This window comes from Rhodopseudomonas sp. P2A-2r, assembly GCF_026015985.1.
In the GTDB taxonomy this organism is placed as follows: Bacteria; Pseudomonadota; Alphaproteobacteria; order Rhizobiales; family Xanthobacteraceae; genus Tardiphaga.
In genome coordinates this window covers 1,210,001-1,223,780 of record NZ_CP110389.1, presented here as the reverse complement: position 1 = coordinate 1,223,780, position 13,780 = coordinate 1,210,001, and the positions used below count along the sequence as shown (strand labels likewise).

15 protein-coding genes and 1 pseudogene (1 of these 16 only partly in view) are annotated in these 13,780 nt (G+C 62.9%); 8 read left to right on the top strand and 8 right to left on the bottom strand.

The annotated features are described in order from the left end of the window. Nucleotides 1–104 precede the first annotated feature (104 nt). From ONR75_RS05760 to ONR75_RS05745, 4 genes are all read left to right on the top strand, one after another. Complete coding sequence (locus tag ONR75_RS05760; protein WP_265081771.1) at nucleotides 105–971, top strand: MBL fold metallo-hydrolase; 867 nt, start codon at nucleotides 105–107, stop codon at nucleotides 969–971. 52 nt (nucleotides 972–1,023) lie between these two features. Beyond that, nucleotides 1,024–1,866 carry a fumarylacetoacetate hydrolase family protein gene (locus tag ONR75_RS05755; protein ID WP_265081770.1) on the top strand — a complete coding sequence of 281 codons (843 nt, stop codon included), beginning with the start codon at nucleotides 1,024–1,026 and terminating at the stop codon, nucleotides 1,864–1,866. A 172-nt stretch (nucleotides 1,867–2,038) separates the two neighbouring features. Next, the gene (locus ONR75_RS05750; RefSeq protein ID WP_265081769.1) at nucleotides 2,039–2,656 is read left to right on the top strand and encodes a glutathione S-transferase family protein; all 618 of its coding nucleotides are present in this window, start codon (nucleotides 2,039–2,041) and stop codon (nucleotides 2,654–2,656) included. 15 nt (nucleotides 2,657–2,671) lie between these two features. Next, the gene (locus ONR75_RS05745) at nucleotides 2,672–3,550 is read left to right on the top strand and encodes an MBL fold metallo-hydrolase (RefSeq protein WP_265081768.1); all 879 of its coding nucleotides are present in this window, start codon (nucleotides 2,672–2,674) and stop codon (nucleotides 3,548–3,550) included. Between the two features lie 15 nt (nucleotides 3,551–3,565). Here ONR75_RS05745 and ONR75_RS05740 read toward each other — a convergent pair whose 3' ends face one another. The 8 genes and pseudogenes from ONR75_RS05740 to ONR75_RS32715 all read right to left on the bottom strand — a co-directional run. Continuing rightward, nucleotides 3,566–4,108: a methylated-DNA--[protein]-cysteine S-methyltransferase gene (locus ONR75_RS05740; protein ID WP_265083547.1), complete on the bottom strand. Its 543-nt coding sequence runs from the start codon at nucleotides 4,106–4,108 to the stop codon at nucleotides 3,566–3,568. A gap of 97 nt (nucleotides 4,109–4,205) precedes the next feature. Continuing rightward, nucleotides 4,206–4,421, bottom strand: coding sequence for a hypothetical protein (locus tag ONR75_RS05735; protein WP_265081767.1), 216 nt, complete (start codon nucleotides 4,419–4,421; stop codon nucleotides 4,206–4,208). Nucleotides 4,422–4,576: 155 nt separating this feature from the next. Next, nucleotides 4,577–6,097 carry a peroxidase family protein gene (locus ONR75_RS05730; RefSeq protein ID WP_265081766.1) on the bottom strand — a complete coding sequence of 507 codons (1,521 nt, stop codon included), beginning with the start codon at nucleotides 6,095–6,097 and terminating at the stop codon, nucleotides 4,577–4,579. Between the two features lie 302 nt (nucleotides 6,098–6,399). Further along, nucleotides 6,400–6,675, bottom strand: a complete 276-nt coding sequence (locus tag ONR75_RS05725) for a hypothetical protein (RefSeq protein WP_265081765.1) — start codon at nucleotides 6,673–6,675, stop codon at nucleotides 6,400–6,402. Nucleotides 6,676–6,928: 253 nt separating this feature from the next. Then, a complete protein-coding gene (locus tag ONR75_RS05720) occupies nucleotides 6,929–7,552 on the bottom strand; it encodes a hypothetical protein (RefSeq protein ID WP_265081764.1) in 624 nt (207 codons plus the stop codon). 169 nt (nucleotides 7,553–7,721) lie between these two features. Next, nucleotides 7,722–8,564 carry a universal stress protein gene (locus ONR75_RS05715; RefSeq protein WP_265081763.1) on the bottom strand — a complete coding sequence of 281 codons (843 nt, stop codon included), beginning with the start codon at nucleotides 8,562–8,564 and terminating at the stop codon, nucleotides 7,722–7,724. Nucleotides 8,565–8,837: 273 nt separating this feature from the next. After that, complete coding sequence (locus tag ONR75_RS05710) at nucleotides 8,838–10,397, bottom strand: hypothetical protein (RefSeq protein WP_265081762.1); 1,560 nt, start codon at nucleotides 10,395–10,397, stop codon at nucleotides 8,838–8,840. A 51-nt stretch (nucleotides 10,398–10,448) separates the two neighbouring features. After that, a pseudogene (locus ONR75_RS32715) lies at nucleotides 10,449–10,571 on the bottom strand (GYF domain-containing protein); the annotation flags it as partial. Nucleotides 10,572–10,983: 412 nt separating this feature from the next. On the opposite strand from ONR75_RS32715, the gene ONR75_RS05705 reads away from it, so the two are divergent. The 4 genes from ONR75_RS05705 to ONR75_RS05690 all read left to right on the top strand — a co-directional run. After that, nucleotides 10,984–11,469, top strand: coding sequence for a cytochrome b (locus ONR75_RS05705; RefSeq protein WP_265081761.1), 486 nt, complete (start codon nucleotides 10,984–10,986; stop codon nucleotides 11,467–11,469). A gap of 283 nt (nucleotides 11,470–11,752) precedes the next feature. Continuing rightward, nucleotides 11,753–12,769: a tripartite tricarboxylate transporter substrate binding protein gene (locus ONR75_RS05700; protein ID WP_320109739.1), complete on the top strand. Its 1,017-nt coding sequence runs from the start codon at nucleotides 11,753–11,755 to the stop codon at nucleotides 12,767–12,769. A 17-nt stretch (nucleotides 12,770–12,786) separates the two neighbouring features. Continuing rightward, complete coding sequence (locus tag ONR75_RS05695; protein WP_265081760.1) at nucleotides 12,787–13,368, top strand: amino acid synthesis family protein; 582 nt, start codon at nucleotides 12,787–12,789, stop codon at nucleotides 13,366–13,368. After that, nucleotides 13,365–13,780, top strand: partial view of an alpha/beta fold hydrolase gene (locus ONR75_RS05690; protein ID WP_265081759.1) — the beginning only. 460 nt of this gene lie beyond the right edge of the window; 416 of the gene's 876 nt are visible here — the first part of the coding sequence; its start codon is at nucleotides 13,365–13,367; the stop codon falls past the right edge of the window. Before ONR75_RS05695 ends, ONR75_RS05690 begins: the two co-directional genes overlap by 4 nt.

Here is a 13,780-nt window from a genome sequence, read left to right as displayed (position 1 = left end):
GCGCTGGGTTATAAACGCAGTGTCATCTAGGATGATCCATTGCGTCATTGATCTAAAACCAGCATCTTTCCGAACAAGACCAAGACGCAGGGAAAGCGCACGGAATGCAATGGACGGTGGGCAAGGTCAAGATCACCAAGATCGCCGAGATGGAGACCACGGGCGGCACCCGCTTCATCCTGCCGCAGGCCGGCCCGGATGAGGTCAGGGCGCGGCCCTGGCTGATCCCGCACTTCGCCAATGACGAAGGCCGCCTGAAGATGGCGGTGCAGTCGCTGGTGCTGGAAACCCCTTCGCAACGCATCGTGGTCGACACCTGCCTCGGCAACGACAAGCAGGGCCGTAAGGTGGCGATCTGGAACAATCTGCAAACCACGTTCCTTAACGACATGACTGCGGCGGGCTTTCCGCCTGACAGCATCGACATGGTGCTCTGCACCCATCTGCATGTGGACCATGTCGGCTGGAACACCCGGCTCCTCGACGGAAAATGGGTGCCGACCTTTTCCAATGCACGCTATGTGTTCGGCGAGCGCGAATATGCTCACTGGAAGGCCTGTAATGCGAACGAGGATGTGCCGGAATTCAACGATTCCGTGCAGCCTATCGTCGATGCCGGCCGCGCCGATCTTGTCGCCAGCGACCGGCAATTATCCGATGAGATCACCCTCATTCCGACGCCGGGCCACAGTCCCGGTCATATGAGCGTCCATATCCGGTCGGAGGGCGAGGAGGCCCTGCTCACCGGCGATGTCGCGCATCATCCCATCCAGATGGCGCATCTCGATTGGTCGTCAACCGTCGACAGCGATCCGCTCGCCGCCGCGGCCACCCGGCGCACTCTTTTCACGCGCTTCGCCGACACCCCGACGCTGGTGATCGGCGGCCACTTTGACGCCGGCTTCCTCAAACGCGATGGCGACGGCTTCAGGCTGGACGCCTTCTCCGAAGCCACCCGCGTAAGCGGTTGAAATCCGCCGCACACTGTTCCATGAGAGATCAATAGTAACCGGGAGAGAAACCATGAAACTCGTAAGATACGGCGCTGCAGGCCAGGAAAAGCCGGGACTGATCGACAAGGCCGGCAAGCTGCGCGACCTGTCTGCCCATGTGACGGATTTCAGCGGCGAGGCACTGTCGCCCGCCAGCCTTGCCAGGATCGCCGCGCTCGACCCGGCGTCGCTGCCGGCGGTCGATGGATCGCCACGGATGGGATCGCCGATCGGCGGCCTGCCGAAGTTCATCGCCATCGGCCTGAACTATGTGGACCACGCCAAGGAAGCCGGTATGGCGATTCCGAGCGAGCCGATCGTCTTCATCAAGGCCAACAACAGCCTGTGCGGTCCCAACGACGACGTCGAGAAACCGCGCGGCTCCACCAAGCTCGACTGGGAAGTCGAACTGGCCATCATCATCGGCACCAAGGCGAAATACGTCACCGAAGCCGACGCGCTGAACTACGTCGCCGGCTATGCCGTCTGCAACGACGTGTCCGAGCGCTTCTTCCAGATCGAGCGCGGCGGCCAGTGGACCAAGGGCAAGTCGCACGACACCTTCGGACCGCTGGGTCCGTGGATGGTCACCAAGGACGAGGTCGGCGACGTTCACAAGCTCGGCATGTGGCTCGACGTCAACGGCAAGCGCTGCCAGACCGGCTCGACGGCGACCATGATCTTCAACGTGCCGAAGATCGTGTCGTATCTCTCCGAGGTCATGACGTTGCTCCCGGGCGATATCATCACCACCGGTACCCCGCCCGGCGTCGGCATGGGCATGAAGCCGCCGCAGTTCCTCAATGTCGGCGACGTCATGACGCTTGGCATCGAAGGGCTGGGCGAGCAGAAGCAGAAGGTCGTTGCGGCTTAGGGGTTCTGCACTCCCGTCATCCTGAGGAGCGCGCGCCCCTTGCGCGCGCCTCGATGGATGGTGGCGTGCGCTGAACATGCATCCTTCGAGGCTCGTCGTCGCGACGCGATGCGTCGCCACGACGAGCGCCTCAGGATGACGACATCAACTGTTGAAATCGAAGGATACTTCCATGAAACTCACCTACTCGCCGGCGTCGCCATTTGCGCGCAAGGTTCGCATCAGTGCCATCGAACTCGGACTGATCGACCAGATCGAATTCGTCACGGCAAAAGTCGTGCCCGGCGAAGCCAACGACCAGTACATGCATGACATCAACCCGGTGAAGAAGTTGCCGGCGCTAATCCTCGACAATGGCGATGTCATCGTCGATTCCTATGTCATCGTCGAATATCTCGACGAACTGGCTGGCGGCGGCAGGCTGATCCCGGCGTCCGGCCCGACGCGATGGCAGGTGAAGAGCAATCATTCGATCCTGCAGGGCATGCTCGATTCGATGCTGCTGTGCCGCTACGAAAAGATGGTGCGGCCGCAGGGCCTGCAGTGGCAGGCGTGGTCCGACGATCACTGGAATCGCGCCTGGCAGGGCATGGCACGGTTCGAGGGCAAGCCCGACGTGCTCGACGGACCGTTCGACATCGTGCAGATCGGCCTTGTCTGCGTGCTCGGCTATGCAGATTTCCGCTTTCCGGATTGCGGCTGGCGCAAGGCCTATCCGAAGCTCGATGCCTTCCATCAGAAGATGCTGCAGCGGCCGTCGGTCAGCGTGTCGCTGCCGCCGGCCGCGTAAACGGGAGACTCCGGTATGGCCCTCCGCTTCGATCTCGGCGACATCACCATTCACCGCATCATCGAGCAGGAGACCACCTTCCTGCCGGCGCTGGAGCTACTGCCTGGCCTGACGCCGGAGGTACTGGACGAGAACCGGGCGTGGATGCGTGCGATCGGTGCACTCGATGCGCAGGACGTGCTAATGCTGTGTTTCCAGTCCTACGTGGTGCGAACACCGCACCACACCATCCTGGTCGACAGCTGCATCGGCAACGACAAGCCGCGGCCGCGACCGACGTGGAACATGAAGTCCGACGACACCTACATGCGTGCGCTCGCCGCTGCGGGACTTGGTGTCGAGGACATCGACGTGGTGATGTGCACGCACCTGCATGTCGACCACGTCGGCTGGAACACCCGCCTGCTCGATGGCCGCTGGGTGCCGACGTTTCCCAATGCGCGCTACGTGTTCGGCAAGACCGAGTTCGATCACTGGACCGCACAGAACGCAACAACGCCCGTGGCGCCGTTCGCCGACAGCGTGTTGCCGGTGGTGGAAGCGGATCGCGCCGATATCGTGGCCGACGATCATGAGATCGGCGACCATGTGCGGCTGATGCTGACGCCCGGTCACACGCCGGGCCATGTCGCCGTCGTCTTCGGTCGCGGCCGTGATGACGCGGTGGTCAGCGGCGACCTGATGCATTCGCCGATCCAGACGCGCTATCCGGAGATGTCGGTGAAGTTCGATGTCGATCAGGCGCTGTCGGCGGCGACGCGACGCAATTTCCTCGAGCGTTATTGCGATACCGAGACGCTGTGCTGCACGGCGCATTTTCCGTCGCCGTCGGTCGGAAAAATCCGTCGCAGAGGCAGCGGATTCTCTTGCGACGCCGTTGCGGCAAACCCGTGACGAAGTTGCGGCAGGTCAGTCGAACAGCGACGGCGTGTAATTGACGTAGGCGCCCTCGATGGCCAGCAGCTTCAGCTTGGTCACCACCCCGCCATTGGCGGAAAATCCGCCGGGCTTGTCGCCGGCGGCGAGCACCCGGTGGCACGGCACCACGATGGGGCACGGATTCTGTCCCAGCGCCTGGCCGACCTCGCGCGACAATTCGACGCCGCCGAGCTTCTTGGCGATGTCGCCATAGGTCAGCGTCCGGCCGGGCGGGATGGTTCGCGCGATCTTGTAGACATTGCGATTGAAGGCGGGGACCTCATCGAGATCCAGCGCAACCGCGGTCAGGTCGGTGGCCTTGCCGGCCAGCAGCGTGACCATGCCATCGATGGCCGCCTGCACCGCGACGGGCGGTGCCGCCTCGGCGATATCGGGATAGCGCTGCCGGAGGCGAACCAGGGTTTGCGCGTCATCGGGCTGCGGCAGTTGCACGGCGGCGATGCCGCGATGCGCCCAGACGACGCCGCAACGGCCGATGGCAGTGTCGAACAGGGTGAACTGGGCATCGGGCATGGCGACGGCCTGCGTGGAGCACTGGACCGTCAATCTATGGGATTCCAGCACCGCCTCCAACCCGATTCCCGGGACGGCAGGTCGGTTCGCGCCCGTTCTAGCTGGCCGGGTTCTGCGACGGCATTTCGGAGGCCTTCTGGGTAAAGGCCGCGCCGAGTGCTGCAAGGATCTCCCTGGTCGCGACGAACATGAAGGGGCCCTGCTCGGTATCGAAGGCGATGCCGACCACGTTGGGATCTGGCTGGTAATCCAGCAGGCTGTAGCCCTTCAGCGGGAGGGCGGGCCGGTCCTTCGGCTTGGAATTGCTGGGCATGTCGGTCTCGCGGGTCGGTGAAAGATGACGTGGGCTTAGACAACAAAGCAGACTGCGCCAAGCCCAAATCCGAAAGCCCCCATCCGAACCGGCGGCAGCGCCGCCTCCCCGAGGAAACGGCGCTGCGGCACATCAGGAGCGTATTGCGCCCGGACCTAGACCGTCGAGATGTTGTCGATCGGGCTGATGTCGCCGACGAAGCGCAGCAGATCGGCCATAGTGAAGTCGCCCGGCGTCTTCGACGGCAGGGTCGGCTTCCAGCTCTTGCCCTTCAGCCACAGATAGGACTGATGGTCGCCATGGACGAGGCCGACGAACACCTCGGCCACCAGCGTCGCGCCGACCGGCCCGAGCTTCTCGCCATTGCCGCGCTGCTCGGCCTCCTTGAGAATGTAGTACCACAGCGGCGTCTGCTCGTGCAGGCCGTGCTTCTTGGCGACAGCACCGTCAGGTCCCTTGGCGATCTCGGCCGCAGTGAGCGGATTCTTGATCTTCATCGCCTTGGCGATGTCCTGCCCGGACGGCAGACCCAACAATACGCCGCGCTTGAGATTGCGGAACGGCAGGCTGCCGCCGCCGCCGGGAAGCGTGTGCAGCGCCGGCACCACGAACGGATCGAGCCTGCGCGACGGGTTGAGCGGCACGCCGGCCGGATTGGAGCCCAGCACCTCGTGGAAGCGGCGCCAGTCGATGATCCAGTTGCTGGGCAAGGCAGAGACCGGCGTCGGTGCGGTCGGCGGGTTCGGCGCGAGCTCGCCGATGATACCGCCTGACAGGCCGGTGAAGGAGAACAGCAACTGCAGCGAGGCCGGCGCCACGCCGCCGGGCGTGAAGATGCGGTTGTGGCTGTAGACCTCGCGCACCATGCTGTGGCCGAGCCGATAGGCCGCTGCCGAGAATTCGACCGGCATGAACGGCGTCTTCTTGAAGCGATAGAAGCGGCGGCCCTGCTCGAGGATCTTGGCGACGATGCCCTTCTCGGTGATGCGTTCGACGAAATCATGCAGCACCATCCATTGATAGTGCCAGGTCACGATCTGGCGCGCCTCGGTGAAGATGGTGTTGAGCGGTTTGCCCTGGGACACCAGGAGGTCGCAGACCTTGTTGTGGAACTTGAGCATCGCAAGATGAGTCTGGGCGACCAGCAGGTTCTCGTCGTTGCGGTGATCCCCGATCAGCGCAAAACCCTCCGGGCTGCGCGGCAGGTCGTTGCGATGCTCGCCGGTGATACCGCCGAGAGCGACGTTGATGTTCTTGCCGATCAGAAGTTTCGGGCCGGGATTCTTGCCGTCGGCATCGCCGGGATTGCGCGCATACAGCTGGCGACTGCCGTCGGGTCCGAGGCCGTAGACATTGTCGAGATCGAGCGCCGGGGTGCGGAAGTTCTCCACCGCATTGGGATCGGCCTCCTTGTCGCCGAACGAGGTGAGATCCAGCGTGATATCATGATCGACGAACTGGCCGAGATAGGTGAAGCCCGACGGCACCTTGGTATTGTTGCCGGCGGCGTCGTCAGGATTGGCGTCGCGCATCGCGTCGGCGAGTTCCTGTAGCGCGGCGTCGTCGACCGCCAGCGGCGGCAGGCTGGGAAACATGCGCCCGAACATGCCGGGATCATCGTTGCCCGACAGCGAGATCGAGAAATGCGCGGGTCGGGTGGCGGCCGGCTTTGCCATGGCCGGGTTGAACGTTCACGTCTGTAGCCATTGTTGCACTCCCTGAATGAGATTCAAATCGAGGAAGATTGAGGTGATGGACTCCGACGGTAATCAGCAGCGCCGCAACACGACGCCGGGAAATGAATGTTCACGTTTGGAGGGGTCTGAGCGAGAGCTGGAAACGTTCAAACAAAAATCCGGACCGCGGAAATTGTGATTTTGCGGAACGCATCAGGGCGCCGCGATCGCGCGCATGTGGCGCGAGGCGACCCGGCTGGCGACAATCGCGCAGCTATGTTCAGGGAAGCAGGACGTCAATGCTAGCGACGGGCGGTCTCGTAGGTCAGCCGGAGTTCCGCGTCGGTATAATAGCACACACCGCCATCGAGATCGCGGACCATCCATTCGCCGAGATAGACGATCTGCACGCCGCTGCGCCGCTCGTGACGCAATTCGAGCTTGCCGTCGCTGTCGCGCTGCAGGGAGCAGCTCGACTGCACCCAGCTCGGCCATTCAGGCAGTGGCTGGCCGATGAACTGCCAAGCGACCAGCGTGGCTGCGGGAGGGCGCGGCTTGAGATGCACGATGGTGTCCACGGTATCTCCGATTCTCGTTACCCGGTAAATCTATAACGCAGAGGGTTGAGAATGGTTTACCGGACGTAACCGGGAGATTGCGGAGATATGCGGCGCAGGCCGCGGAATACCGCGGCGGCGCCCGGGGCCCGGGCCGCGGAGCAATACGCCGCAGAGCAGCGTAGTGCGCCGCAGGGGCCCATTCCGTGGAAGAACATGGCCGGATCTGCGAAGCGGCACATGGTGCCGTATCGCGTCCGGGACACGGGAAGGACTATTCGTCTTCCTGCATGGCGGCGAACAGCTTGTCGTAGTACTTGCCGACCAGGTCGATGTTGGCCTTGTTCTCGATCGCCGGCGGCGGCGACTTCAGCGCCCCGTTCAGGTCTGCCAGCGCTTCCTTCTTGTCTTTTTCCGGCATTTTCTTGTCGGCCTGCACCGCGACGATCTGGCTCTTGATCACGGCGTCCGGCCCGACATAGGCCTTGGTCTTGGGATCGAAGCCAGCCAGCACCAGGCTGATATTCTCGATCACGACATTGTAGTCGGCATAGTCCGCAAAGCCGTATTTCTTCACCACGCCGTCGAGCTGCGTGATCACCTTGGGATCCGGATTGGCCGAAGCCTGCTCGGGCAGTTTCGCGGTGACGGCGTCGAGATCCTTCTGCGCGGCCAGCACGGATTCGATCTGCTTGTCGGTCAGCGCGATCTGCTTCGGCGCGGGCATCTCCGGCGCCGGTGCCGCCGCCGGGGCGGGCGCAGCCTGCTTGGCAGCAGGCGCCTGTTTCGCGGACTGCGCCTGCACCGAGCCGCTGCCGATGGCCGACATCGCAGCGAAGGAGATCGCAAGGCTGCCGGTCGCGAGCACGGCAACGACAGGACGAACGAAGGAACGCATGGCAATCTCCTCGGCAATGACGCGATCTGAGCGGGGGCCGTCAGGCCCGCGTGCGAGGATGGAATGCTGCAGCTGAATCGTGGCTGAATGATTTCGGCGCGCGGGCAGAATTCACGTCATCCCGGGCAGACGACCGCGGCACCCGGACCGGGATGAATCACCATGGCGTTCAATGGGCGATCAGGGTCGGAACCGTGATGGTCTTGAGCAGCGAGCGGGTGACGCCGCCGAAGATGAATTCCCTTGTTCTGGCATGGCTGAAAGCGCCTAGCACGATCAGATCCGAACCGTCTTCCGCCGCAAAGTGTCGAATGGCGTCGGCTACAGTCCGGCCATCAGACTGCCGCTCTTCGACACGCACCACCACGCCGTGCCGACTGAGATAATGCGCAACATCGGCTCCCGGCTGCTCGCCATGCGCGGCGTTCTTGTGCGGATCGATCACCAGCACCGCGACCGATCGCGCAGCCTTCAGCAGCGGCAGCGCGTCGCTGATCGCCCGTCGCGCCTCGCGGCTGGCGTTCCATGCAAACACTGCGTTGGTCGCAACGGCATCGGTATTCCATGCGTCGGGAACGATCAGGAACGGCACACCCGTCGCCATCAGCAGCGCGTCCGGCGACGCCAGCGCAGGCGATGCATCCGGCGAGGGATGACCGACGATGACAAGGTCGGCATGGAGGGAGTGCAGGCGCACCAGTTCGTCGGCGCGGCTTTCCTCGATCATCCGGAATTCGCAACTGAGCCGCTCGCGGTGCGCTGCAGCCTCGAAGTTGCGGGCGGCGGCGGCAGACGCCGTGGCTTCCTCGAGATTGTGACGCTCGACCATTTCGCGGACGGCGACGGGTCCCTTGACGTAGGCGTCGGCGGGATTTCGCTTCCATGCCGCCGTTGCGATGAAGACGCCGATCAGATGCGCCTCGTGCTTGACGGCCAATGCGACGGCGTAGCGCGTCCGCGCTTCGCCCGCAGGCGAGGGATCGACGAAGACGATCAGGGACTTGAGGGCCATGCTGCCTATCCGTTCAAATTCGGGCGCGTCTCGACCGGTTGTCCGGCCGCGTCTTGCCTGTCCGCAGGCATTGCGCCGGCGCGATTCGTCGGGACGACGGGCGTCGCGAGCCTATTGATGTAAGCACGACGATCGCCATGCCCAGTGGGCGAGAGTGACGCACCCGGCGAGGCCGCCCGCGTGATGGTCACGCGCGACTCATCGCTTCCTCGCAACGACGGGGGAGAGGCCGTCGATCCATCACCACCTACCTATCCTGCAGGACGGCGCGCATCAGCAGCGCCGCTTCCTTTCGGGCATGGTCGCGATCTCGCGATAGAAGATCGTCTGGACGCGGCAATATTCAGCATGCTGAGCAGGCGCAACCTTGTCGCTGTTCAGGAGTTTCACCTGATCGTCGCCGATCCCCTGGGCCGCGATGCGCTTGCCCAGAGCATTCCAGGATTTGGCAAGCTCGGCCGGCAAAGCATCGTCACGTTTCGCTGCGGTTTCGACAGCGCGGCGATCGATATCGTTTTGCTGACCGGCAAAGGCCGCCGGCAGGTCATCGGCGAAGCTGGTCTTGCTGCCGCTTCCCGACGCATATTGATAGCAAAGGGTGGGATCCTTGCCGCCAAGGGCGGCGTATTCGTCGGCGTAGAGTCGTCCGAGATCGACCAGAACGGCATCGTCAGCCAGCAAACGCAATCGCGAGATGATTGACAGAAGCCTGCTGCGCATCGCCGCATTTGAGACGGCTTCGCTATCGCCGTCGAGATAGTTCGCATAGTAGCCGCCCACGAGCCCTTCATAGTCGGCGGGGAAGCGGGACTTGAGCGCATCGAGATAGGGCAGACCGCGCGTCAATATGGCGCCGATCTGCTCCTTGCTGACATCGGCACCGAGGCCCGAACTGGCGAAATCCTCGCCGTCCGATACCCGCGTGATGACCCGCGCCTTGGCGAGCGCGGCTACCGACGGTTTCCACAACCGGTCGTTGGGAATGGACAGCGCATGCTCGACAAACCGGCCTTCGAAGCCGGCCGCGGCAAACAGCAGCTTCTGATCGGCCGTCGCACTGGCGACGTTCTGCCGGCTCAGCCCGGGAAAACTGGGAGCATGGAAGCCAAGGGCGGCGCCCTGTCGCAGGATCCGGTTCTTGCCGGCGGCGAAGATCAGCGTACACGCGGAATAGCAGCTTGCAGCCACATAGGTGTCGAGGCCTCGGCGGTCGATCAGGCGATTGAGCTTGATGGCTTCGCCGATCCGCCCGCCGAGGCTGTTCAGATGGATCACACCGATGTGTGGCGACGCACCGAGGACTTTGCGGAGATCGTCGGTGAGACCGTATTTGATGCCGCCGCTGATCTCGGCTTCGGTGCCGTTGCGCATCACGCGGATCGTATAGCCGGCGATATCGGGATCCCCCATGAAGGCCATGCGCGAGACCTCGTAGAGTTGCGGCGCGCCGATGGTGGCGATTCCCGCGACGGTCAGCGCGACGCCGGGGAGAATGGCGAGTTTCGCGAGCAGCCCCCAGCCGGCGCGCCGGCCCTGCGCACGACGCTGGACGACATACCGATTGGCGGAGCGCCACACCGCCGTCGCGTGCCCGATGGTGAAGACCACGATCAGCAGCCAGACGCCGAACAGGCCGCCGAAGATGGCGCGCGGATCATAGGCGCGATCGGTGCCGGCCACCTGAGCGAGGAGATTGATGAGGACACCGAGCGTGACCGTGCCGGCGAGGCCGAACGCCCAGAACGTCCGTCCGAGCGAATACTCGCCGCGCCAGTAGCGCGCGACGACGTTGCCGGATCGGGCAGCGAGCGGCGGTGCCGGAACGGCGGTCACGGACGGATCCGCAGTGGGTTCCGAAGCGGGCAGGTCGAACAATTCGTCCGCGGGCTGCCAGTCATCCTGTCCGGGCGCTCGGACCCGGACCGCACCGCGATCCGTGGAGTGGGCGATGAGATCGACAACTTCGGCGTGAGACAGCGGCCCCTTGCGCGCGCCGCCATCTTCCACGAACCATTCACCTGACGTCAAACCTGGTCACCCTTGATGCCGCGGGAATGAAATATCAGCGGTAGAATGTGTCGCAACTGCGTCGGCTTTTCCAGCCACAAGCAGATTGGACATCGGACATCCGCCAAGGCTCTAGTTGCAACTGGATGAAAGTTCGGGGGCAGGTCAGGTCGGATGGACGCAGCTCGCACCGATTCAAACGGGAGCTTCCGTATCCGTTACGCCAATTGAAGCGGTTGGCGCCGCCTAACAATCGACGCTAAGCAACCGCACAGCGCGGATTGGTAGGGTGCGTATTGTTCGGCGTGCATGTTGCCTGTCCGAGCAAGGAATACACAGCATGATTGACGACGTTCAACCGACGATAGAAAAATATCCGGCAACGCTGCGGATTCTGCATTGGGTGCGAGCCGTGCTGATCATCGGCCTCATCGCCGCCGGCTGGACCATGACCACGCTGAACGACGACGTGACGTCGAAGTACGATTTTCTCTATCCCTTGCACAAATCCTTCGGCGTGCTGGCATTCCTGATCGTTCTGACGCAGCTCGCCCTCCGCGGACAATCGCGCTTGCCTGCACCCGCTCCGCTTCCCGCCCACGAGAAGGCGCTGTCGCATGCCGTACACCTCGCGATGTATGCTTTGCTGCTCATCGTCCCCTTGATGGGCTATGCGATGTCCAGCTCCTACACGCAGAGCTCCGGTGTACCCTTTTTCGGCATTCACCTCCCTGAACTGCTGCCGAAGAATGACGATCGGTTCAGGGTGTTTCAGTTCCTGCACAAGACGCTCGCCTACAGCCTGCTGGCCCTGATCGCCTTGCATGTGGTCGGTGCGCTGAAGCACCGCTTTTTCGACAAGGACCGGCGCACCGACGTCCTGCCGCGCATGATGTGAAGGGTGTGCCGCTCCTAGGGCGGACGCGTCGCTTGTAGACCCTTCGATTGCGCCGGACGATCCATCGCCCATGTCATAGGCGCGCGATGGCGACGCTTCGCGCGCGGCAACCGGAATATCTCGCTGGCAGCTTCCCCACGTACGGCCGCGAGCGGCCGACGCGCGTCCGCTCACCCGCAACGCATCCGCAGTCAGCCAGCGGCTCGGGGGCGGGGCGGTCCAATCTCAAGTGGATTGACACGCCAATCGGCGCCCGATTATTGTCTGACAATATTGTCCGACAATAATCGGATATCCCCCTGGTGAGAGCAGCGCACATGCAATTCCTGGTCGGCGGCCTGATTTCGTTGTTGTTTCTGGTGTTGACGCCAGCCGTGAACGCCCAATCGGCAACACCTTCGCCTCTCCCGAAAAAGGCGATAACCCTCGTTGTTCCGTTTGCTGCGGGGGCGGCACCGATATTCTGGCCCGGCTGGTCGCACGAAAGCTCGAAACGGCGCTTCAGCAGACCGTCATCGTCGATAACAGACCCGGCGCCAACGGCGTGATTGCCAGTCAGTTCGTCGAACGTGCGACGCCGGACGGCTCCACCGTGATGTTCGGAAGTAACTCCACCCACGTCATCGCACCGCTGCTGTCTCCCGAAAAGCGCGCTCTGGAAGCAACGCGAAACAACTTCGCGATGATCTCAATCCTCGCCGTCACGCCGCTGGTTCTGGCGGTCAGCGAGAAGTCGCAATATGGCAATCTCGATCAGTTCATCAACGCCAAGCAGCCGGGCGGACTGACCTTCGGCACATTCGGCGCGGGATCGTCCGCGCATCTCATGGGAGCGTTGCTGGCCGCCAAACAGGGAATGAAACTGCTGCATGTTCCCTACAAGGGATCGACGGCAGCCATCACCGACCTGTTGGGCGGCACGATCGACAGTGTCTTTCTGACGGCGGCGGCGATCAGCACCTATGTCGATGCCAAGCAGGTCCGCGCATTGGCCGTGACAGGCACCGAACGCGTCGGGTCGCTTCCAGACGTGCCGACCTTCAAGGAACGAGGGATTTCAGGGTTCGAGAACGGCGGCTGGTTCGCGATGTTCGCTCCGGCGAAGACTCCGGACAACGTCGTCGCCTTCCTGAATACCGAGCTGCATAAAATCATAGCCGAGCCGGACATTCAGGCAAGGTTTCCGGACCTGGGACTGCAAAAGCGCGACGCCACACTCAAGGAGGACGAAGCTCTCTGGGACGAGTCGATCTCGCATATGCAGGACGTCATCAAGCAGACCAAGATTGACTTGAACTAGAAGTAGAGGCGACCGGAATGAAACCGCATAATTTCGAAATCCGCAGGTGGGCTGTTCTCTGTGAGGAGACACTCGCCAACGAGCATCACGTCACCGACGGTGAACCGCTGATCAAATACGTCATCTCTGCCACCATCAAGAATCCGTTCGCCGGACGCTACGTCGAGGACCTGCAACCGGTTGTCGTCGCCTCCGAAGCGCTCGGCGTGGAGTTCGGTCGGCGCATCCTCGAGGTGACCGGCGGACGCGCGATCGAAAGCTATGGAAAAGGCTGCGTGGTCGGCGTTGCCGGCGAATATGAGCACGGCAATGCGTTCCTGACCGCGATCTTCGCCACCCCGATTCGTGAGGCTCTGGGCGGCGGTGAGTCGTGGATCCCTTCGACCGGAAAGCGCGGCGGTCCCGGCACTACCATCGATTTGCCGCTGGCGCACAAGGACGAAATCTACGTGCGCTCGCACTACGACACGATTACCGCGCATTTTGCCGACGGCCCCAATTCGGATGAAGTCGTGATTGCGATCGCGCTGGCGACACGCGGGCGCCTACGGGCGCGGTTGGGCGGCCCCGCCTCGACGCAGTTCAGGAGCGCAGCATGAATCACACGTCCCCTGACGGCGCGCCCGCATTATCCGGGCAGGACTTCTTCCTTCAATTGAGAGGGCTGCGGTTTCACTACGTCTCGTGGGGACAGGCTGGTGCGCCGATCGTGATCTGCCTTCACGGTTTGCGCAGCTACGCGCGCACGTTCGAGCCGCTTGCCTTGACGCTGGCGGATAAATTCAATGTGATCGCACTCGATCTGCGCGGAAGAGGCCAGACAGATTGGGATCCGGACGGCAACTACTATATCGACGAGTACGTGGCCGATCTCGAACACTTCGTCGAAGCGCTGGGATTGCCGCACTTCCATCTGCTCGGGCACTCGCTGGGCGGCATCATCGCCTACGTCTATTCGCAGCGCCATGCAAAGCGGTTGCAAAGCCTGATCATCGAGGACAGCGGCCCGAA

What these genes read in the sequence shown, in the direction of transcription:
- ONR75_RS05750 (WP_265081769.1), top strand. Translation starts at nt 2,039, where the DNA reads ATGAAACTCACCTACTCGCCGGCGTCGCCATTTGCGCGCAAGGTTCGC.
- ONR75_RS05735 (WP_265081767.1), bottom strand. Translation starts at nt 4,421, where the DNA reads ATGCCCAGCAATTCCAAGCCGAAGGACCGGCCCGCCCTCCCGCTGAAG.
- ONR75_RS05745 (WP_265081768.1), top strand. Translation starts at nt 2,672, where the DNA reads ATGGCCCTCCGCTTCGATCTCGGCGACATCACCATTCACCGCATCATC.
- ONR75_RS05730 (WP_265081766.1), bottom strand. Translation starts at nt 6,097, where the DNA reads ATGGCAAAGCCGGCCGCCACCCGACCCGCGCATTTCTCGATCTCGCTG.
- ONR75_RS05720 (WP_265081764.1), bottom strand. Translation starts at nt 7,552, where the DNA reads ATGCGTTCCTTCGTTCGTCCTGTCGTTGCCGTGCTCGCGACCGGCAGC.
- ONR75_RS05740 (WP_265083547.1), bottom strand. Translation starts at nt 4,108, where the DNA reads ATGCCCGATGCCCAGTTCACCCTGTTCGACACTGCCATCGGCCGTTGC.
- ONR75_RS05760 (WP_265081771.1), top strand. Translation starts at nt 105, where the DNA reads ATGCAATGGACGGTGGGCAAGGTCAAGATCACCAAGATCGCCGAGATG.
- ONR75_RS05695 (WP_265081760.1), top strand. Translation starts at nt 12,787, where the DNA reads ATGAAACCGCATAATTTCGAAATCCGCAGGTGGGCTGTTCTCTGTGAG.
- ONR75_RS05755 (WP_265081770.1), top strand. Translation starts at nt 1,024, where the DNA reads ATGAAACTCGTAAGATACGGCGCTGCAGGCCAGGAAAAGCCGGGACTG.
- ONR75_RS05715 (WP_265081763.1), bottom strand. Translation starts at nt 8,564, where the DNA reads ATGGCCCTCAAGTCCCTGATCGTCTTCGTCGATCCCTCGCCTGCGGGC.